This is a genomic window from Methylobacterium sp. Leaf456, from assembly GCF_001425465.1.
Lineage (GTDB): Bacteria > Pseudomonadota > Alphaproteobacteria > Rhizobiales > Beijerinckiaceae > Methylobacterium.
Map to the genome: position 1 here is coordinate 1 of NZ_LMQV01000006.1, position 17,023 is coordinate 17,023.

21 protein-coding genes are annotated in these 17,023 nt (G+C 68.6%); 8 read left to right on the plus strand and 13 right to left on the minus strand.

Annotation, left to right across the window (positions count from 1 at the left end; genetic code table 11):
* Positions 1-242 (minus strand): helix-turn-helix domain-containing protein (locus ASG52_RS06900; RefSeq protein ID WP_156383826.1); only part of this gene is annotated, 242 nt, incomplete at its 3' end.
* A gap of 270 nt (positions 243-512) precedes the next feature.
* Between ASG52_RS06900 and ASG52_RS06905 the strand changes: the two genes are divergently transcribed.
* Positions 513-1,298 carry a lysophospholipid acyltransferase family protein gene (locus tag ASG52_RS06905; protein ID WP_056240875.1) on the plus strand — a complete coding sequence of 262 codons (786 nt, stop codon included), beginning with the start codon at positions 513-515 and terminating at the stop codon, positions 1,296-1,298.
* A gap of 5 nt (positions 1,299-1,303) precedes the next feature.
* The gene (locus ASG52_RS27640) at positions 1,304-1,945 is read left to right on the plus strand and encodes a hypothetical protein (RefSeq protein WP_056240878.1); all 642 of its coding nucleotides are present in this window, start codon (positions 1,304-1,306) and stop codon (positions 1,943-1,945) included.
* A gap of 28 nt (positions 1,946-1,973) precedes the next feature.
* Here the strand turns inward: ASG52_RS27640 and metW are convergent, their stop codons facing one another.
* Entirely contained in the window at positions 1,974-2,663 is a 690-nt protein-coding gene (gene metW, locus ASG52_RS06915) for a methionine biosynthesis protein MetW (protein WP_056240881.1), read from the minus strand.
* 11 nt (positions 2,664-2,674) lie between these two features.
* Positions 2,675-3,880, minus strand: coding sequence for a homoserine O-acetyltransferase MetX (gene metX / locus ASG52_RS06920; RefSeq protein ID WP_056240882.1), 1,206 nt, complete (start codon positions 3,878-3,880; stop codon positions 2,675-2,677).
* 323 nt (positions 3,881-4,203) lie between these two features.
* Here metX and msrB point away from each other — a divergent pair, with 323 nt between their 5' ends.
* The gene (gene msrB / locus ASG52_RS06925) at positions 4,204-4,713 is read left to right on the plus strand and encodes a peptide-methionine (R)-S-oxide reductase MsrB (RefSeq protein ID WP_056240885.1); all 510 of its coding nucleotides are present in this window, start codon (positions 4,204-4,206) and stop codon (positions 4,711-4,713) included.
* Positions 4,710-5,444, plus strand: a complete 735-nt coding sequence (msrA, locus tag ASG52_RS06930; RefSeq protein ID WP_056240888.1) for a peptide-methionine (S)-S-oxide reductase MsrA — start codon at positions 4,710-4,712, stop codon at positions 5,442-5,444. Before msrB ends, msrA begins: the two co-directional genes overlap by 4 nt.
* Before the next feature lie 47 nt (positions 5,445-5,491).
* Here the strand turns inward: msrA and bfr are convergent, their stop codons facing one another.
* From bfr to ASG52_RS06940, 3 genes are all read right to left on the minus strand, one after another.
* On the minus strand, positions 5,492-5,989 hold the full coding sequence (gene bfr, locus ASG52_RS06935) for a bacterioferritin (RefSeq protein WP_056240891.1): 498 nt from the start codon (positions 5,987-5,989) through the stop codon (positions 5,492-5,494).
* A gap of 51 nt (positions 5,990-6,040) precedes the next feature.
* On the minus strand, positions 6,041-6,331 hold the full coding sequence (locus tag ASG52_RS28230) for a (2Fe-2S)-binding protein (protein ID WP_082552409.1): 291 nt from the start codon (positions 6,329-6,331) through the stop codon (positions 6,041-6,043).
* Between the two features lie 309 nt (positions 6,332-6,640).
* Entirely contained in the window at positions 6,641-7,504 is an 864-nt protein-coding gene (locus tag ASG52_RS06940) for a universal stress protein (RefSeq protein ID WP_056240893.1), read from the minus strand.
* Between the two features lie 385 nt (positions 7,505-7,889).
* On the opposite strand from ASG52_RS06940, the gene ASG52_RS06945 reads away from it, so the two are divergent.
* Entirely contained in the window at positions 7,890-8,594 is a 705-nt protein-coding gene (locus ASG52_RS06945) for a DUF4142 domain-containing protein (RefSeq protein ID WP_056240896.1), read from the plus strand.
* 221 nt (positions 8,595-8,815) lie between these two features.
* Here the strand turns inward: ASG52_RS06945 and ASG52_RS06950 are convergent, their stop codons facing one another.
* The 3 genes from ASG52_RS06950 to ASG52_RS28240 form a co-directional block, all read right to left on the minus strand.
* The gene (locus ASG52_RS06950) at positions 8,816-9,499 is read right to left on the minus strand and encodes a carbonic anhydrase (RefSeq protein WP_056240898.1); all 684 of its coding nucleotides are present in this window, start codon (positions 9,497-9,499) and stop codon (positions 8,816-8,818) included.
* Between the two features lie 147 nt (positions 9,500-9,646).
* The gene (locus ASG52_RS28235) at positions 9,647-10,174 is read right to left on the minus strand and encodes an NUDIX hydrolase (RefSeq protein ID WP_056240900.1); all 528 of its coding nucleotides are present in this window, start codon (positions 10,172-10,174) and stop codon (positions 9,647-9,649) included.
* A gap of 12 nt (positions 10,175-10,186) precedes the next feature.
* Entirely contained in the window at positions 10,187-10,936 is a 750-nt protein-coding gene (locus tag ASG52_RS28240; protein ID WP_056240902.1) for a DUF429 domain-containing protein, read from the minus strand.
* Between the two features lie 131 nt (positions 10,937-11,067).
* Here ASG52_RS28240 and dut point away from each other — a divergent pair, with 131 nt between their 5' ends.
* The 3 genes from dut (at position 11,068) to ASG52_RS06975 (ending at position 12,669) form a co-directional block, all read left to right on the plus strand.
* Positions 11,068-11,535, plus strand: a complete 468-nt coding sequence (gene dut / locus ASG52_RS06965) for a dUTP diphosphatase (RefSeq protein WP_082552417.1) — start codon at positions 11,068-11,070, stop codon at positions 11,533-11,535.
* Between the two features lie 108 nt (positions 11,536-11,643).
* Positions 11,644-11,841: a hypothetical protein gene (locus tag ASG52_RS06970; protein ID WP_056240908.1), complete on the plus strand. Its 198-nt coding sequence runs from the start codon at positions 11,644-11,646 to the stop codon at positions 11,839-11,841.
* A 201-nt stretch (positions 11,842-12,042) separates the two neighbouring features.
* Positions 12,043-12,669, plus strand: coding sequence for a TetR/AcrR family transcriptional regulator (locus tag ASG52_RS06975; protein WP_056240910.1), 627 nt, complete (start codon positions 12,043-12,045; stop codon positions 12,667-12,669).
* 179 nt (positions 12,670-12,848) lie between these two features.
* Here ASG52_RS06975 and ASG52_RS06980 read toward each other — a convergent pair whose 3' ends face one another.
* From ASG52_RS06980 to ASG52_RS06995, 4 genes are all read right to left on the minus strand, one after another.
* Positions 12,849-13,193 carry a DUF1330 domain-containing protein gene (locus tag ASG52_RS06980; RefSeq protein ID WP_056241221.1) on the minus strand — a complete coding sequence of 115 codons (345 nt, stop codon included), beginning with the start codon at positions 13,191-13,193 and terminating at the stop codon, positions 12,849-12,851.
* 14 nt (positions 13,194-13,207) lie between these two features.
* Positions 13,208-13,906 (minus strand): orotidine-5'-phosphate decarboxylase, encoded by a 699-nt coding sequence (pyrF, locus tag ASG52_RS06985; RefSeq protein WP_056240913.1) that lies wholly within the window; start codon positions 13,904-13,906, stop codon positions 13,208-13,210.
* On the minus strand, positions 13,907-14,593 hold the full coding sequence (locus ASG52_RS06990) for a uracil-DNA glycosylase family protein (protein ID WP_056240915.1): 687 nt from the start codon (positions 14,591-14,593) through the stop codon (positions 13,907-13,909). It abuts the gene before it with no gap.
* Positions 14,594-14,656: 63 nt separating this feature from the next.
* Complete coding sequence (locus ASG52_RS06995; RefSeq protein ID WP_056240916.1) at positions 14,657-17,017, minus strand: calcium-binding protein; 2,361 nt, start codon at positions 17,015-17,017, stop codon at positions 14,657-14,659.
* Between the last annotated feature and the right edge of the window lie 6 nt (positions 17,018-17,023).

The window sequence follows — 17,023 nt, forward strand, 5'->3', positions numbered from 1 at the left end:
AGCGTCGGTCGATCCAAGCGCAGTTTGACGATGAACGCGGCTTGCGCTTCGAGGTGCTGCGAGCGCCGGTCGCCGCCCTGCGGCTTGGCCGCCACCCGGCCTTCCCGCTCGAAGTTCTCCTGCCAGCGAATGGCGCTGGCGGGACTGACCCCGAACCGCGCCGCCGCCTGACGGCGCGAAGCGCCCTCGGACACGGCCTTCACGACCCGTTCGCGCAGATCCGATGACAACGCTGAGCCCATCAATCCTCCTGTCGAGGACCACAGGGAATCAGATATGACAACGCTGAGCCCATCAATCCTCCTGTCGAGGACCACAGGGAATCAGATCACGCCGTGCCAGTGAACCCCGAACGACTCGCAGCGGTCGGCAACAGCTCTAGCGTCGCGGCCAGTCGTGGATTCCGGGTTCCGCGGCGCGGCCCCGGAATGACGGCGGAGGGGTCGGGACACGCGGCGGTGGGCAAGCGCGGGCGCGCGAGCTAAAGGAGCGCCAGCCTCACCGGACCGCCGATGCTCCTCTTCCGCTCCCTCGCCTTCAACCTCTGCTTCTACGTCGCGACCGCGCTGATCGCGATCGGTGGCCTGCCGGCCTTCGTCACGCGCAAGGGCGTGATCCGGGTGGCACAGTTCTGGGGGCGGACGATCCTGTGGCTGCTGCGGGTGGTCGGCGGGACGCGGGTCGAGTTCCGCGGCCTGCACAACATCCCCGAGGGCCCGCTGCTGGTGGCGGCCAAGCACCAGTCGGCGCTGGAGACTCTGGCGCTGACGACCCCATTCGACGACTTCGCCTACGTGCTGAAGCGCGAGCTGATGTGGACGCCGATCGTCGGCTGGTACTTCGCCCGCGGCGGCATGGTGCCTATCGACCGCTCCAAGGGCAGCAAGGTGATGGCGGCGATGAACGCATCCGCCAAGGCCGCCATCGGCCAGGGGCGCCAGCTCATCATCTTCCCCGAGGGCACCCGCCGCCCGGCCGGTGCCCCGCCCGCCTACAAGCAGGGCGCCTCCCACCTCTACACCGCGCTGAACGTGCCCTGCCTGCCGGTGGCGCTCAACACCGGCCTCTACTGGCGCCGCCGGGGCTTTCGCCGCATGCCCGGCACCACCGTCATCGAGTTCCTGCCGGTGATCCCGCCGGGCCTGTCGCGCGTCGAGTTCCTGAACACGGTGCAGGAGCGCATCGAGACCGCCTCCGCCGCCCTGCTGGCGGAAGGCCGCGAAGACCTCGCCCGCCACGGCCACCCCGTCGCCGTGCCGGTCGGCGGCTCGGAGCCGGACACGTCCGGCACGCTCTGACGGAGGTGGTCGAGGCCGCCATCGCCCAGCCGCTGGAGGCCGCGGTCATCGGCGTCGACAAGATGATCTACGATCCCGCGGCCGGATTCCTCGACGAGGGCGAGGCAGCGGTCTCTCTGCCGACGGTTCCACGTCGCCGTATACTGCAGGAACTCGAAGGTCAGCTGTTCCGGACATCCCGGCGGACCCTCGGGACGCACACGGCCGAGGCTCGACAGGGTGCGCCGCAGGACCCGCGCGGTGCAGAGCCAAGCGGGCTGATCGAGATAGATCACTGCGTCGGCGGCGGCCAGGCGAGGGCCGATGGTGCCGAGATAGTTGCCGTCCACCACCCAGGCCGGGAGGGCTGCGATGCGCTCGACTTCCGCGCGGAACGCGTCCGATCCCGCTTCGACCCAACCGGGACGCCAATAGGCATGGTCGAGGTGGAACACCGGGAGCCCGTGCCGAGCGCCGAGACGGCGGGCCAGCGTCGTCTTCCCGCTGCCCGGCGGCCCCAGCACGACGATGCGCCGGGGCGACGGATCGGGCTCGCAGCTCACGCTCTCGGACGGCTCGACCATAGGCGCCCCTTGCGCACCCGTCAGGCTCCGGGATCGACAAGCGTGAAGCGGGGCTCCGCGCCCCGCGCCCCGCCAAAGGGATGATCCCTTCGGAATCCCGGGACTTGCCGCGTCAGGATTTCGGGCGGCCGCGCCGCAGCAGGAACACACCCTGTGCGCCGAGCAGGTTCCAGAACCACCACGGCATCGAGAAGCGCATCGGGCGACCGCGCACGTCCAGCGCGGTGGCCTTCTCGATGCGGGCGCCGACGAGGCGGCACAGGCCGACGAAATCGCGGATGGTGCAGTGGTGGATGTTGGCGGTCTCGTACCACGCCTCCGGCATGGTTTCGGTCACCGGCATCCGGCCGCGGAAAGCGAGTTCGGTCCGCACCCGCCAATGGCCGAAATTAGGGAACGAGATCACCACCTGCCGCCCGATCCGCAGCAGGTGCTCCAGCACGATCCGCGGGTTGCGCGTCGCCTGGATGGTCTGGGACAGGATCACGACGTCGAAGGCGCCGTCGGGATAGTTGGCAAGATCGGTGTCGGCGTCGCCCTGGATCACCGGTAGGCCTTGCGCGAGGCAGGCGTTGACGCCCTCGCGCGACAATTCGATGCCGCGCCCGTCGACCCCGCGGCGATCGCGCAGCAGCGCCAGCAGCGAGCCGTCCCCGCAGCCGATGTCGAGGACGCGCGCGCCCGGCGGCACGAGGCCGAGCACGACGATGTGGTCGATGCGGGCTCCGGCCTCGCGGGGCAGCCCTTCGGCCGCGTCCCACGGGGCGTCGGAGGCGGCGTCGGTGAAGCGTTCCGTTTCCACGGCAGGTCCGCTCACAGGCCGCGCGCCCGCGCTGCCGCGTCGATGAAGCCGCGGGCGGCCGAGAACATCGCCGGCTCGTCGAGCAGGAAGGCGTCGTGGCCCTTGTCGCTCTCCACTTCGACGAAGGCGACGGGGGCCGCCACCGCGTTCAGCGCGTGGACGATGGCGCGGGAATCGGAGGTCGGAAACAGCCAGTCGGAGGTGAAGGACATCACGCAGAAGCGGGTCTTGGAGCCGCGGAAGGCATGGCCGAGCACGCCGCCATGGTCCTCGGCGAGGTCGAAATAATCCATCGCCCGAGTGAGGTAGAGATAGGCGTTGGCGTCGAACCGCTCGACGAAGGAGAGGCCCTGATGGCGCAGGTAGCTCTCGATCTGGAAGTCGGCGTTGAAGGAGAAGGTCGGCGCGGCCCGGTTCTGCAGGCGGCGGCCGAACTTCCGGTGCAGCGCCGGCTCGGAGAGGTAGGTGATGTGCGCGCCCATCCGGGCGACGCCGAGGCCCTTGGACGGCCGGGTGCCGGCCTCGAGATAGCGGCCCTCCTCCCAGGCCGGGTCGGCCATGATGGCCTGGCGCCCGACCTCGTGGAAGGCAATGTTCTGCGCCGAGTGGCGGGGGCCCGTGGCGATCGGCATCGCGGCAAACACCCGCTCGGGGAAGAGCGAGGCCCATTGCAGCACCTGCATCCCGCCCATCGAGCCGCCGATGCAGAGGAACAGGTCCGGCACGCCGAGCCGGTCGAGCAGCATCGCCTGGGCGCGCACCATGTCGCGGATCGTCACCAGCGGGAAGTCGAGTCCGTAGGGGCGCCCCGTGGCGGGATCGAGCGAAGCCGGGCCGGTCGAGCCCATGCAGGAGCCGATGACGTTGGAGCAGACGACGAAGTAGCGGTCGGTATCGACGGGCTTGCCCGGCCCGACCAAGGTCTCCCACCAGCCGGGCTTTGCCGTGACCGGGTGACGATGGGCGAAATGCTGGTCACCGGTGAGCGCGTGGCAGATCAGCACCGCGTTGGAGCGGTCGGCGTTGAGCGTGCCCGCGGTCTGGTAGGCGATCTGGAACGGCCCGAGCCGCGCGCCGGAATCCATCGCCAGCGGTTCGTCGGCGGAGAAGCGCATCACCGGGCTGCGCGGGTCCATCGCCTGCGAGGCCTCGCGGCGCGCGTCTTCCCGTAGCACCGTGTCGCTGCCCGGCTCGATGTGGGTGAGGGTGGAATCCATTGCGCGTCCCGGATGCCTCAAGCCCGGAGCCGGCCCACCGGAGGAGCCGCCCGTCCTCCGCGCATCCCGCAAGATTTCGGGAGCCCGGCCCGCGGCGCCCTTCGGTGGGCAGCCCTCGGCCGGGCCTCCATCGGAGGTAATGCCCGGCCGGGCGAGCGTCAACGCGGGCGAGAGAAAGGTTAAGCTGCCGAAGCCCCTGCCCCGCATGCGGCTCTTCGTCGGGGCGGCGCTGGGGAAAGGATCGTGCTATCGATTGCGCACGATGCAATGCCTCGCCCGCGCAACGGTTTTCGTTCCGGGCGATTTTCCCCGGAGGCTTCGTCATGAACCGCCGTGATACCCTACGCGCCGGCGCCTCGTTCCTCGGGCTCTTCGCCGCCGCGCGCCTCGCCGGACCGGCCTCGGCCGAGACCGGCACGACGTTCGAGGTGACCAAGACCGAGGCCGAATGGCGCCGGAGCTTGAGCCCCGCCGCCTACACCGTGCTGCGCGAGCACGGCACCGAGCGCGCGGGCACCAGCCCGCTCAACAAGGAGAAGCGCGCCGGCCGCTTCGTGTGTGCCGGCTGCGACCTGCCGCTGTTTGCCTCGGACACCAAGTTCGAGAGCGGCACCGGCTGGCCGAGTTTTTTCCAGCCGCTGCCGGACGCCGTCGGCACGCAGGTCGACACCGCCTACGGCATGCGCCGCACCGAGGTGCATTGCCGCCGCTGCGGCGGGCATCTCGGCCACGTCTTCGAGGACGGGCCGCGCCCCACGGGCCTGCGCTACTGCATGAACGGCGTGGCGCTCCGCTTCGAGCCCGCCGCCGACCAGAAGGGAGCCGCATTATGACCCAGAAACCCTCGCGCCATCCGCGCTCCGCGAAGGCGTTGTGGCTCGGCGGCCTCGCGGGCTTGGGCCTGCTGGCCGCGACGGCACTGCCGCTCGCCCCGGTCTCGGCGGAAGAGGCCGGGCGGCGCCTGCCCGACGCGACCGAACGGGCGCAGGAGAACTCCGGCCTTCGCACCGCGACGCTCGCCGGCGGCTGCTTCTGGGGCGTGCAGGGCGTGTTCCAGCACGTGAAGGGCGTCCACCAAGCGGTCTCGGGCTATGCCGGCGGCACCAAGGCCAGCGCCAACTACGACGCCGTCGGCACCGGCCGCACCGGCCACGCCGAGGCCGTCCGGATCACCTACGATCCGGCGGTGATCCGCTACGACGAGTTGTTGCAGATCTTCTTCTCGGTGGCGCTCGACCCGACCCAGGTGAACCGCCAGGGCCCGGATGCCGGCCCGCAATACCGCTCGGCCGTCTTCCCGGCGGATGCCGAGCAGGCGCGGGTGGCGCGTGCCTATATCGGCCAGCTGGACGCCGGAAAAGCCTTCTCGCGGCCCATCGCCACGACGATCGAACAGAGCGCCGTCTTCTACCCGGCGGAGGACTACCATCAGGACTACATGACCCTGCATCCGAACAACGGCTACATCGTCGCCAACGACGTGCCGAAGCTGCAGGATCTGAAGACGCACTTCCCGGAGCGGGCGAACGCGAAGCCGGTGCTGGTGGGAAAGTCGAAGGCGTAAAACGATATCGCCCCCTCCTGCCGGCAGGAGGGGGCGATATCCAAAAATCAGTCCTTCTCGGGCTCGATCTGCTGCAGCCCGCCGATGTGGCGCTGGGCGTAGAGCGGCAGGCCGATCTGGCCGATGAGGTCGAGCTGCGTCTCGAGGAAGTCGATATGGCCTTCCTCGTCGGCGGCCAGCTCCTCGAACAGGATCTTGGTGACGCGGTCGTTGATCGAGTCGCAGTACTTGGCGGCTTCGAGGTAGAGCGCCCGGGCCTCGTTCTCGGCCGCGAGATCGCACTCGATGATCTCCTGGACGTTCTGCCCGATCTTCAGCGGGTCGAGCTCCTGGAGGTTCGGGAAGCCGTCGAGGAACAGGATCCGGTCGATGAACCGATCCGCGTGGTTCATCTCCTCGATCGATTCCTTGCGCCAGAACTTGGCGAGATCGACGTAGCCCCAGTCGTTCAGCAAGCGGAAATGGAGCCAGTACTGGCTGACCGCGGTCAGCTCGCTGCGCAGGCCCCGGTTCAGATATTCGATGACCTTCGCATCACCCTTCATCGGCCCTTACTCCTCATCGTGCGAGGCGTCGGGACGATCAGTCGAACCGTCTCAGGCAGCGACGCCCTCGGGCTCCCTTGTAGTTTGGAACGATCCCAAACTGCAAGTCGCTTCGCAGCCGGTGGAGCAGGCGTGGGCCGCATGACTATGCCCCGCATGGCTCTCGGCCTCGGCGAGCGCGTTGCGTAGGATGCCGCGGATGGTGCGGGCGCAGCGCCCGCATTTGGCGCTGCAGCCGAGGCAGCCATAGACCTGGGCCGGCGTGCGCGGACAGGCGGGGCCCGCCTGAAGGCACGCACGGACCTGTCCGTCGGAGAGGACGTTACAAGAGCAGACGATCATGCGGGGATCGCGAACCTGTCGTGCCTGTCGGGTTCCGCCGGGCGGCGGCGCCTGGAGCCCTCCCGATCACCCTATCTCGCCGGCGTCCTTGAAACGCCCGTAGATTAGAATGATTGAAAAGATCAAGCTTTTCAGGACTTTAGCCGGCAGGTTCGGCCTTGGCAACTCCCCGTGCGCGCAATCGAACGCGACGCGAGCCATCGCGCATGCGGGCGCCATCAAGCGGCCGCGTCCGTGGCGGGGCGGTTCAACGGAACGCGATCAAGGACTTGGCGGACGCGGCTGAAGCGACGGTTCGGCGGCCCCGCCTCAATGCGCCATCAGCACCGGCACCTTCGCCTGCGACAGGATGTGGCTCGTCGGCCCCCCGAAAATCATCTGGCGCAGGCGGCTCTGGGTGTAGGCGCCCTTGATCAGCAGGTCGCAGCCGACGCTCTCGGCGGTGTCGAGGTAGAGTTCGCCCGGCGTGCGGCGCCCGGCGAGCAGCTCCTTGTGCGAGGCCTCGACCCCTTCGGCGGCGAGCGAGCGGGCCACGTCCTCGGCGCTCGGGCCCGGCACCATGCCGCCCTCGGCGCTGAGCACGAGGATGCGCCGGGCGCGGCGCAGGAACGGCATGGCGAAGGCGATGGCGCGTGCCGTCTCGCTCGACCCGTTCCAGGCGATCAGGATCGATTCGCCGAGACAGTCCGGGGCCTGCGGCGGGGCCAGCAAGATCGGGCGCCCGCTTTCGAACAGGGCGGTCTCGAAGGTGGTCATGCGCGGCGCGCCGTCCTCCGGCCCCGGCCGCCCGACCACGGTGGCCGAGAACAGGCGGGCGTACTGGCCGAGGAAGGCGTCGCCCGGCGGCACGTCCGGGCGCCAGCGGTAGCGCGGGCCGGCGTTCGCCGCCGCATCCGGCGAGCAGGCCGCGCCGTATTCGCGCCGCGGCAGGTTTGCTGCCTCCATCGCGGCGACGAAGCGGGCGCCGGCATCCTGGGCTTCCGCCTGGTCGGCCTCCTCGTCGCGCAGCCACGTCATGCCGCCGACCATGTCGACGGGGACGTATTCGGCGAGCGCCGGGCGCAGGGCGATGCCCTCGATCACGCTGCCGAAGCGGCGCGCCACCAGCACGGCGGTCGCGAACACGGAGGGCAGCGCGTCGTGCAGCGTGACCGGAACGAGCAGGGTCTTCATGGCCGGCCTCCTCGAACGGGTTTTTTGGGACTTTGCGGTGCGGGCCGCAGGATCGAAGTGGTGAGGCTAGATCGAATCGGCGTCGTGGAAAACCGGTCCCGTCGCCGCCGTCCCCGGCCGATCCGCCCCGTCACGCGGCGTTTTCCACCGATGCGGTTTCAAGCGACCCGGCGCGGGTGAGTGATCCGCCGCATCATGAGGCAAATGTGGTGGACGACGGACAAGCTTGACCGTTCCGACAAGTCGTCGCTCCGAAGAATTCAATCTCAGGGAACCATGGCGCCGGACGGCAGTTGTCCGAGCGAAGTCGATGTCACGGCCTCGACCGGTTCTACCGGTCTGTGAGGCCGTCACCCATGTCGATTGATCCAATCAGAGGTTCAGTATGCTGAAGAAATACGCTGTCGCGTCCGCTCTCGTCGCCGTCATGGCCACCCCGGCCTTCGCCCAGAGCATGGGCGATTTCCGCATGGACGCGCTGCAGGCCAACTCGTTCGAGATCCAGTCCAGCCAGATCGCGCTGCAGAAGAGCCGCAACCCGACTGTACGCGCTTTCGCCAAGGAAGCGATCCGTGACCACCACGCAGCCGCCGTGGCGCTGACCGGCGGCGGTCGCGACGCCGTCGCGGGCGGCATCGGTGGGCCGATCGGCGGCCTGATCGAAGCTCCGCTGCAGATCGCGGGCGGTGCGGTCGGCGCGGCCACGGGGGCTGCGGCCGGCGTCGTCGGCGGCACGCTCCAGGGCGGCCCGGTCGGTGGCCTCGAAGGCGCTGGCACCGGCGCGGCGCGCGGCGCGGCGGCCGGCACCCGCGCGTTCGACGTGGACACCACCGCGGGCACCGGCCTCGGCGGTCGCCTGAACCCGCAGCAGCAGCAGATGCTCGCCGAGTTGTCCGCCACTCCGGCCGGCCCGCAATTCGACCGGCTCTACGGCCGCCAGCAGGTGATGTCGCACCAGATGTCGCTGCAGATGCACCAGTCCTACGCCCAGTCCGGCCCGAACCCGGCCCTGCGCAACTACGCCCAGCAGGCCGTGCCGGTGCTGCAGGAGCACTACACGATGGCCCAGCGCCTGCCCGGCGCCCGCTGAGTCCAGCGACCCAGTAAGTAAAGAAAGAGCGGCGGGCCGAGAGGCCCGCCGCTCTTTTTGTGTCCCATGATCCGGAAGCGAACGGGCGGCGGAGATGCTCCGCCGCCCGTTCGATTAGAGCATCGTCCCGAAAGGTGGTTTCCGGCTTTCGGAAAAAAGACGATGCGGCACAATAACATAGAGCATCGCCCTGGATCCGATATCCAGGACGATGCTTTAGATCAGCTGCACTGGATCAACGCGGAAGGGGCGAGGCTCAGGCCGTCGCGGGCGACGACGGAGTGGAACTCGCCGGTCTTCGGATCGCGCACGCGCAGCTCGCCGGTGGCGATGCCGAAATGCGCGCCGTGCAGGTGGAGTTCGCCGGCCTCGACCGCCTTGCGGACGAAGTCGAAGGTCATGAGGTTCTTGAGGCTCTGGCCGACCATCGCGTATTCGAGGCGGGTGAGGTAACCCTCCTTGTCCTTGTGGTCGCCGGCATCCGCGAGCGTCTGCTTGGCCGGCTCGACCAGCGAGACCCAGTTGCCGATGTAGTTGCCGCTCGACAGTGGATCGGAGCCGAGGCCCGCGGCCTTGATGCCGCCGCAGGTGGCGTGGCCCATCACGACGATGTGCTTCACCTTGAGGGCCACCACCGCAAATTCGAGCGCCGAAGACGTGCCGTGGTGGCTGTCGCCCTTCGTGTCTTCCGCCGGCGGGACGATGTTGGCGACGTTGCGGATCGTGAAGATCTGGCCAGGCCCGGTGTCGAAGATCACCTCCGGGGCCACGCGGCTGTCGCAGCAGCCGATCAGCAGCACCTCCGGCTCCTGGCCGGCACCGAGCGCTTCGTACTTGCGCCGCTCGTTCGGCAGGCGCTCACCGAGGAAGGTCTTGTAGCCTTCCGTCAGAACCTCAGGAAACATCGTGTCGCTCTCCGGTTATGGTCGAGGGTGCGGCAGCGCACGCGCAGCCCCCGATCGACCCTTCGAGCGTCGGACGGGGTTTGCCGCATCAGGCGCCGCCTCAAGGCGGAAATGACCCCGTTGCCGGTGGTGCCACCGGCAGCAATGTCATGCGTTGCGCCAAGTTAAACGCACAGGCGTGCCCGGAACGTCCCCGGTCACGATTTGTTGCGCCAAATCCGCGAGACCGGCGGGCTCGACCCGCTCCTGGCTCGCGGCAAGTGCGTCAAGGCACCACCAGCGGGTGCCGCGGACCGGATTGTCCTCGGTCTCGGCGAGCCGGCTCGTGTCGATCCGGTCGCTCTGGAGCCGAACCACGAAGTAGCGCTCGCGGGCGAAGCGCGACTTGCGAAACAGGTGGAACGGCCCGTCACAGACGGCGACCAGCGGCCCGAGTTCGACATCCGTGACGCCGATCTCCTCTGCGAGTTCGCGGCGGCAGGCTTCCTCATGGGTCTCGCCGGGCTCCAGCCCGCCGCCGGGCATGAACCAGAAGCCGCGCGCGTCGGGGTTGTCCGGGTCGATCGGGCGGACGGATTCGTACTCGATCAGGAGCAGGCGCCCGGCCGGGTCGAACACCAGGGCGCGGGCGACGTCGCGGGCCGGAAGGTCGGTTTCATGGTCGGTTTCGCTCATCCCCCCGGCCTATCAGCAAACCGGGTCGCGTCCGAGACCTTTGGCCGGCGCCCAGATCACCACCGGCAGCCCCTCCGCGTCGTGCTCGAACGTCGGCGGCAGGGCGACGGCGCGGCCCTCGGCGATGTCGCGGGCGACGATCAGCGCCGCCATGGCGTCGAGATGGTCGTCCGCGCCCACGCCCCGCGGCGGCGTCGAGGCGACGAGGGACGGCGGCAGGCCGGCGACCGCCAGCAGCAGCCGGCGCTCGGTGAGTCCCACGGCCTCGCGCTTGCCGGCCTCGAGCGGCCGATCGCCGTTGAGGCGGAAGAAGGCGACCTCGGGATGGACCTCGTGCACCCGCGTCCGCAGCGCCGGCTCGGCCCGCAGCAGCCCATCCACCTCCTTGATGTAGCGAAAGATATTCCAGCACTGGAGCGAGGGGGCGAAGGGCGGCCCGGAGTTTTCGCGCGAGAGCGCCTTGGCGGTCTCGTAGTCGGCCGCATAGACCGCGGCGCGGGGCGGCACCGGAAAGACGCTGGTGCGCTTCGCGCCCAACAGGGCGCGGGCCGCGTTGTCGGCCGAGCGCCCCTTGTCGTGGATGCGCTCGGGCAGGCCGATCGGCACGTCGATGCCGACGACCTCCGGCGCCTCCGGGGCGTCGAGCAGGTCGCGGACGGAGGAAAAGCGGGCGGCACGCCAACGCTCGGGATCGTCCCGGTCGATGAGCACGCCGGCCCAGGCGCCGCGGCACCCGTCCAGTCCCGCGATCCAGCGCGCCATTTCCGATCCTCGATTGCCGGATTGCTCGATTGTCCTTGGGTCCGGCTTCGCACAGAGTCGGCCGAACTCCTCCCCCGATACGAGGCCGCCGCTTGCGCGAGGATGCGACGAAACGGTTTTCCGCGGAGCCTCTGACGGTGGGGCTGCGCATCCTCGATGCCCGTGTCACCGGCTGGGGCTTTCCGCGCTGGGGCAGTCCCGGCTCGGCCGGGCTCGATCTCCATGCCTGCCTCGACGCGCCTCTGCTGCTGCCCCCCCAGGCGGCGGCCGTGCTGATCCCGGCGGGGGTCTCGGTGCGGATCGGCGATCCCGGTTGGTGCGGGCTGGTCTATCCCCGCTCGGGGCGGGGGCATCGCGACGGGCTCGTGCTCGGCAACGGCACGGGGGTGATCGATGCCGACTACGAGGGCCCGCTGCTGATCTCGGCCTGGAACCGCAACCCGGCGGGCGAAGCGATCCGCATCGAGCCCGGCGAGCGCATCGCGCAGATCGTGTTCACGCGGGTGGTGCGGCCGGAATTCGCGCTGATCGAGGAGGGGGTCGAGGGCGATGCCGCGGGCGGGCGCGGCCAGGGCGGCTTCGGCTCGACCGGGCGGTGAGGCTCGAGATAAGCTTGGCCATAGAGAGACTTAGCGGATCGCCCTCCCGAACTTTTCCCCGTCTCGTCCGTTGATCAGGCCGAACCCCGCAAGCCCGACGAGACCGCCATGGCCGCCCACGAGATCCTCGGCTATTTCGAGCACCGCACCGACGGGGCCTGGATCTGCGTGAAGCCGTTCACGCTCAACACCCGATCCAGTCGGGTCGACATCCGCCGCGGCATGCGCTTCGAGTACGGCCGCCGCGTCGGCGGGCTCGACCTTGCGGAGTATCTGGAGCAGCTCGGCTCCCAGTTCGGCTCCTGATTTTTTGTCCGGAGTTCGGTGATTTCGGCACGGCGGTCGCGAAAAATGCGGCCGTAAAGCCACGCCGCCTCGCTTTTTCTCTCTCCGCACAGATCACCGGGAACGGATCGTCGGCTACGCGATTTGCGATGTGGCCCGGCGACCGATGGGCCGCTCACTCGCTCTGACGCCACCACGCGCGAGGCCTAGGACCCCCCGATCATGTCCCCCGCGACGGCCCGCCTCGTCCCGCCCTCCGCCGAGGAGATTCCGACGACCCGAGAACGGATCGTGGAGGTGGCGGCCCGGTCGTTCCGGGAGATCGGCTACCAGAAGACCACGGTCGCCGACATCGCCCGAACGCTGAAGATGAGCCCGGCCAACGTCTACCGCTTCTTCGATTCGAAGAAGGCCATCAACGAGGCGGTGGTCGAGCGGGTGACGGGCGAGATCGAAGCGATGATTTCGGCCATCGCGGACAGTCCGAATCTCGACGCGCCGGAACGGATCACCCGCATCGTCACGGCGCTGCACACCGATTGCCGTCGCCGCTGGGAGGCGCATCCGCGCGTCCACGAGATGGTCGAGGCGGCCATGAGCGAGAGCTGGTCGGTCTGTCAGGCGCATGTCGATCGCATCGAGGCGGTGCTGACGCGGGTGGTCGAGGACGGCGTGCGCGAGGGCCACTTCACCATCGCCGACCCGAAGGCGGCGGCCGCCTGCCTCCACGCCGCAATCGTGCGCTACTGCCATCCGCTGCTGGTGAGCCGGCAACAGGACACCGCGCTCCCGCCGCTGCCGACGATGATCGCGTTTTTGCTCGGGGCCTTGCGGGCGTCCGAACTGTAGCGCCGGTTCGTCCCACCCAAATCCCTCATCCTGAGGTGCCCGCCTCGGCGGGCCTCGAAGGAGGGCTCCAGCGTATCGCGCGATCCCTGGAGCCCTCCTTCGAGGCTCAGCCTCCGGCTGAGCACCTCAAGATGAGGGTCAAGGGTTGGAAGGCCGGCCGGTGAGCCGAAGCGGCCCTCTTACTCCGAAGCCGCGCCCGGCGTCGGGGCCGGCTCGGAGACCTGCGGCTGCGGGCCGTCGTAGCCTTCGATCACCACGATGTCGGCCTCGGCACCATTCTCCTGTAGGGCGCGGGCGGATTGGTAGAGGTCCGAGTTCCAGCAATCGAGCGCCGCCGCGTAGCTCGGGAACTCGATGACGACGTTGCGGGCGCGCGCCGTGCCGGCCACCGCCTCGTAGGCGCCGCCGCGCACGAGGAAGCGACCGCCGAAGCGGGCGAAGGCGGCGCCGTTGGCGGCGGCATAGGCCTTGTAGGCCTCCGCATCCTGCACATCGACCCGGACGATCCAGTAGGCCTTCGCGATACCCTGGGCCATGCTCACGCTCCCTCCATCTCGGCGACGATTCTTTGGGCGACCGCGCAGGGGTCGTCGGCCCCGGTGATCGGGCGCCCGACCACGACGTGGTCGATGCCGGCCGCCCGCGCCTGACCCGGCGTCATCACCCGCTTCTGGTCGCCCAAACCGGCATCCGCCGGGCGGATGCCCGGCGTGACGATCAGGCGCTCGGAACCGACGACGCGGCGCACGGCCTGCGCCTCGACGGCCGAGCAGACGATGCCGTCGATGCCGATGTCGCGGGCTTGGTTCGCGCGCTGCGCCACCAGTTCGGCCACCGGCAGGGCGTAGCCGGCCTCCGCCGCGTCGGCGTCGTCGTAGGAGGTCAGCACCGTGACCGCCAGGATCTTCAGGCCGTTCCCCCGCCCCTTCACCGCGGCCCGCATGGTCTGCGGATAGGCGTGCACCGTCAGGAACGTCGCCCCGAGGTTCGACACCGAGCGCACCCCCTCCTCGACGGTGTTGCCGATGTCGTGGAGCTTGAGGTCGAGAAACGTCTTCTTGCCCTGCTTGGCCAGCCGCTCGGCGAAGGCGAGGCCGTCGGCGTAACCGAGCCGGTAGCCGATCTTGTAGAAGGTCGCCGCGTCGCCGATGCGCTCGACCAGCCGCTCGGCTGCGCCCACGTCGGGCAGATCGAGGGCGACGATCAGGCGGTCGCGGGGGTCGGCGATGTCCGGCATTCAGGCGCTCGAAGGTGAGGGACCGCGGGCAGCGATCCCCTTCCCAGGCGCGTCTGTCAACGCGCTCGCGACTTCCGCCCTCAGCACCGGAAGCAGCTCGGCCTCGAACCAGGGGTTCTTCCTGAGCCAGCCGTTGTTGCGCCAGGACGGGTGCGGCAGGGGCAGGATGCGCGGCCGCATCGAGGCCGCCAACACATCGCGCCAGCCCGCCACCGTCTCGGTGAGGCCGCCGGGATTGCGTCCGAGATGCCAGGCTTGCGCGTACTGGCCGATCACCAGGATCAGGTCGAGCTGGGGCAGGCCGGCGAGCAGGTCGGCCCGCCATGCGGGCGCGCATTCCCGCCGCGGCGGGCGGTCGCCGCCCTTGGCGTCGAGGCCGGGAAAGCAGGCGCCCATCGGCAGGATCGCGACCTTGGTCGCATCGTAGAACGCCGCCTCGGACAGGCCGAGCCATGCCCGCAGGCGCACGCCCGAGGGATCGCTGAACGGCACGCCGCTGCGATGCGCCCGGTTGCCCGGCGCTTGGCTGGCGATCAGCAGGCGGGCGCTGCCGCTCCCTTGCACCACCGGCCGCGGCTCGTGCGGCAGGGGCGCGCCGAAGCGGGGCGCGTCGCGGCAGATCCGGCAGGCCCGCAGGGCGGCGGCGGTCTGCGCGAAGTCTTTTTGTAGGACGGGCGCGGAGGACATCGCATCCGGAAATGGGGCGGAAAGCCCCAAGCCGCGATGCGTCATCCGCGCCCGCCGTCGACCTTACACGATCAGGATGTCGGCGTGGTCGAGATGCGCCTTTTCGTGGTTGTCCACCACGGCGAAGCGGATCGCCGTGAACGCCGTGCCGCTGCCGTCGGCGTCGTAGGACAGGTCGCCGGTGTTGTGGTCGTAGAGGATGCGGTCGTCGGCATCGACTGCGGCACCGGCATCGCCCAGGTCCTTGAACGCGTCGTCCGTGAGATGACCCGCACCGAGCGCCGTAAAGAGGCTCTTGGCCAGCCGCACCGTGTCGCTGCCATGGGCGAAGTCGGTGATGTGATCGACGTTGTCCGAGCCCAGCGCCGAGGCGAAGACGAAGCTGTCCCGGCCCGCGCCGCCTGTCAGCAGGTCGTCGCCGAGCCCGCCCTCGATCTTGTTGTTGCCCGCGTTGCCGACGATGGCGTTGTCGAAGGTGTTGCCGACCAGCGTGTAGCCGGCCTTGCCCGTCGAGGCCGCGAGTTGCAGCGTCTCGATCTCCTGGCCGGTGCCGAGCCGGTAGTTGCCCGAGGCGATGACCGTGTCCTGGCCGCCGCCCTTGGCCTCCACCACCCGGTCGTTCCAGTTATCGACCAGGTAGGTGTCGTTGCCGCCCTTGCCGACCAGGGTGTCGGCCCCGCCCTTGCCGTCGAGGACGTTGGCGCCGTCGTTGCCCGTGATCGTCTGGGCGAATTCGTTGCCGGTGAGGTTGAGGGCCTTCGTCTTCAAAGGGGCCAGAGCCGAGAGCGTCTCGATCTCCTGGCCGGCCTGGAGCGTGTAGCTCCGCACCGCCAGCACCGTGTCGTTGCCGCCGCCGACGCTCTCGAAGACGCGGTCGCCGATGTTGTCGACGACGTAGGTGTCGTCGCCGCCATAGCCGTAGAGGGCGTCGGCCCCACCCTTGCCGTCGAGGACGTTCGCGCCGAACGTGCCCTGGATCGTCTGGGCGAACGCGTTGCCGGCGAGGTTGATCGCCGCGCCGCCGACGTCGTCGCCGGCCCGGAGCAGTTCGATCTCCTGGCCGGCCTGGAGCGCGTAGCTCACCCCGGCCACCACCGTGTCGGTGCCCCCGCCGACGGCCTCGAAGACGCGGTCGCCCCGGTTGTCGACGATAAAGGTGTCGTTGCCCAGGTTGCCGGTGAGCTGGTCTGAGCCTGTCCAGCCGTCGAGGCGGTCGTCGAAGGCCGAGCCGATCAGCATGTCCCTCGCGGACGAGCCGACGATGGCGGCGCCCGAGGTCAATTCGCTACCATTGGCGGAGAGATGATCGCCTTTACCGATTTTCGATCGAAAATCGATCGATCCTCCCGACCCGAACAATTGCAAGGAAATGCCGTCAAGGGACGGCATCGGGGTCTCCAGATGAGAAAACGAATTGAACTGTTCCAGTGTTCCAGCTGCATAGAATGCCTCTAGAACCTCGACATTCGAAAAGGTGTATCCCTTCAAGCTACCCGAGACGATGACGGTGTCCATTCCAATGCCGCCATCGATACGACCCGCTCCGGATTCAACGATGTCGATCGAAAAAATGTCGCCACCGGCATTTCCAATTAAATCATCGGTCCCTCCGCTCGTATAAAAGTGGTCACTACCATTACCACCGTAAAATTTGTCATCGAATTTGGTCCCATAAAAGGAGTCGCCATTGTTTGATCCGGTCACCGTCAGGCCTGACGTCATGGCGTCGGGCCTCAGTGCGATCGCGAATCCGTCCGTGACCGACGAACTGAAATCAAGCGTCCCACCCGCGCCATCAATGAAGATGCTGATTTTAGATTTGCTTAAAGTCGTTTCACTGTCGATAAATTTACTGAATAATTGGTACTGCGCGACAGTTCCGCGATGGCCGTACCCATCCAGAATCTCGACATTCTTGATCGTCGTATTGCTGAGAAGACCGAGTTGAAGAGTATCGATGCCATCGCCGCCGTCGATCACCGCGCCATCGTAGCTGAATCCGCCCATCTGGAACGTGTCGTTGCCCTTGCCGCCCAAGAGCTGATCGGCACCGCCGCTCTCGAAGATCAGGTCGTCGGTGATGATGACGTCGTCGCCGTCGCCGCCATCGATGATGTCGGCGGCCGACGAGCGCGCCACGATCACGTTGGCGCCCGCGTTGCCCTGGATGACGCTGCCCTTCTCGGAGCCGTACACGGCGATCGGCGCATCGCCCGACAAGGTGAGATGCGTCGCATCGCCCTGAAGGTCGAGCGTGATCTGTTGAGCGGCTCTATCGGCCCCGACCGTCAGGTTGTCGGTCTTGATCGCCACGTATTCCTGGGCCGAATACGTGGCATCGGCGACGACGGTGTCGCCGGGCTTTGCTGCGTCTGTTGCCTCTTGGATCGTTTCGTAATCTTGCGGCACGCGAAGGACGGCCATGACGGA

Excerpts from the sequence above, each read along its gene's own strand:
- ASG52_RS06970 (WP_056240908.1), top strand. The coding sequence starts at position 11,644 with ATGGCCGCCCACGAGATCCTCGGCTATTTCGAGCACCGCACCGACGGG.
- ASG52_RS06975 (WP_056240910.1), top strand. The coding sequence starts at position 12,043 with ATGTCCCCCGCGACGGCCCGCCTCGTCCCGCCCTCCGCCGAGGAGATT.
- metX (WP_056240882.1), bottom strand. The coding sequence starts at position 3,880 with ATGGATTCCACCCTCACCCACATCGAGCCGGGCAGCGACACGGTGCTA.
- ASG52_RS28230 (WP_082552409.1), bottom strand. The coding sequence starts at position 6,331 with ATGATCGTCTGCTCTTGTAACGTCCTCTCCGACGGACAGGTCCGTGCG.
- ASG52_RS06990 (WP_056240915.1), bottom strand. The coding sequence starts at position 14,593 with ATGTCCTCCGCGCCCGTCCTACAAAAAGACTTCGCGCAGACCGCCGCC.
- bfr (WP_056240891.1), bottom strand. The coding sequence starts at position 5,989 with ATGAAGGGTGATGCGAAGGTCATCGAATATCTGAACCGGGGCCTGCGC.
- ASG52_RS06945 (WP_056240896.1), top strand. The coding sequence starts at position 7,890 with ATGCTGAAGAAATACGCTGTCGCGTCCGCTCTCGTCGCCGTCATGGCC.
- ASG52_RS28235 (WP_056240900.1), bottom strand. The coding sequence starts at position 10,174 with ATGAGCGAAACCGACCATGAAACCGACCTTCCGGCCCGCGACGTCGCC.
- pyrF (WP_056240913.1), bottom strand. The coding sequence starts at position 13,906 with ATGCCGGACATCGCCGACCCCCGCGACCGCCTGATCGTCGCCCTCGAT.
- ASG52_RS06995 (WP_056240916.1), bottom strand. The coding sequence starts at position 17,017 with ATGGCCGTCCTTCGCGTGCCGCAAGATTACGAAACGATCCAAGAGGCA.
- ASG52_RS28240 (WP_056240902.1), bottom strand. The coding sequence starts at position 10,936 with ATGGCGCGCTGGATCGCGGGACTGGACGGGTGCCGCGGCGCCTGGGCC.
- ASG52_RS06905 (WP_056240875.1), top strand. The coding sequence starts at position 513 with ATGCTCCTCTTCCGCTCCCTCGCCTTCAACCTCTGCTTCTACGTCGCG.
- ASG52_RS06940 (WP_056240893.1), bottom strand. The coding sequence starts at position 7,504 with ATGAAGACCCTGCTCGTTCCGGTCACGCTGCACGACGCGCTGCCCTCC.
- msrB (WP_056240885.1), top strand. The coding sequence starts at position 4,204 with ATGAACCGCCGTGATACCCTACGCGCCGGCGCCTCGTTCCTCGGGCTC.
- ASG52_RS06950 (WP_056240898.1), bottom strand. The coding sequence starts at position 9,499 with ATGTTTCCTGAGGTTCTGACGGAAGGCTACAAGACCTTCCTCGGTGAG.
- msrA (WP_056240888.1), top strand. The coding sequence starts at position 4,710 with ATGACCCAGAAACCCTCGCGCCATCCGCGCTCCGCGAAGGCGTTGTGG.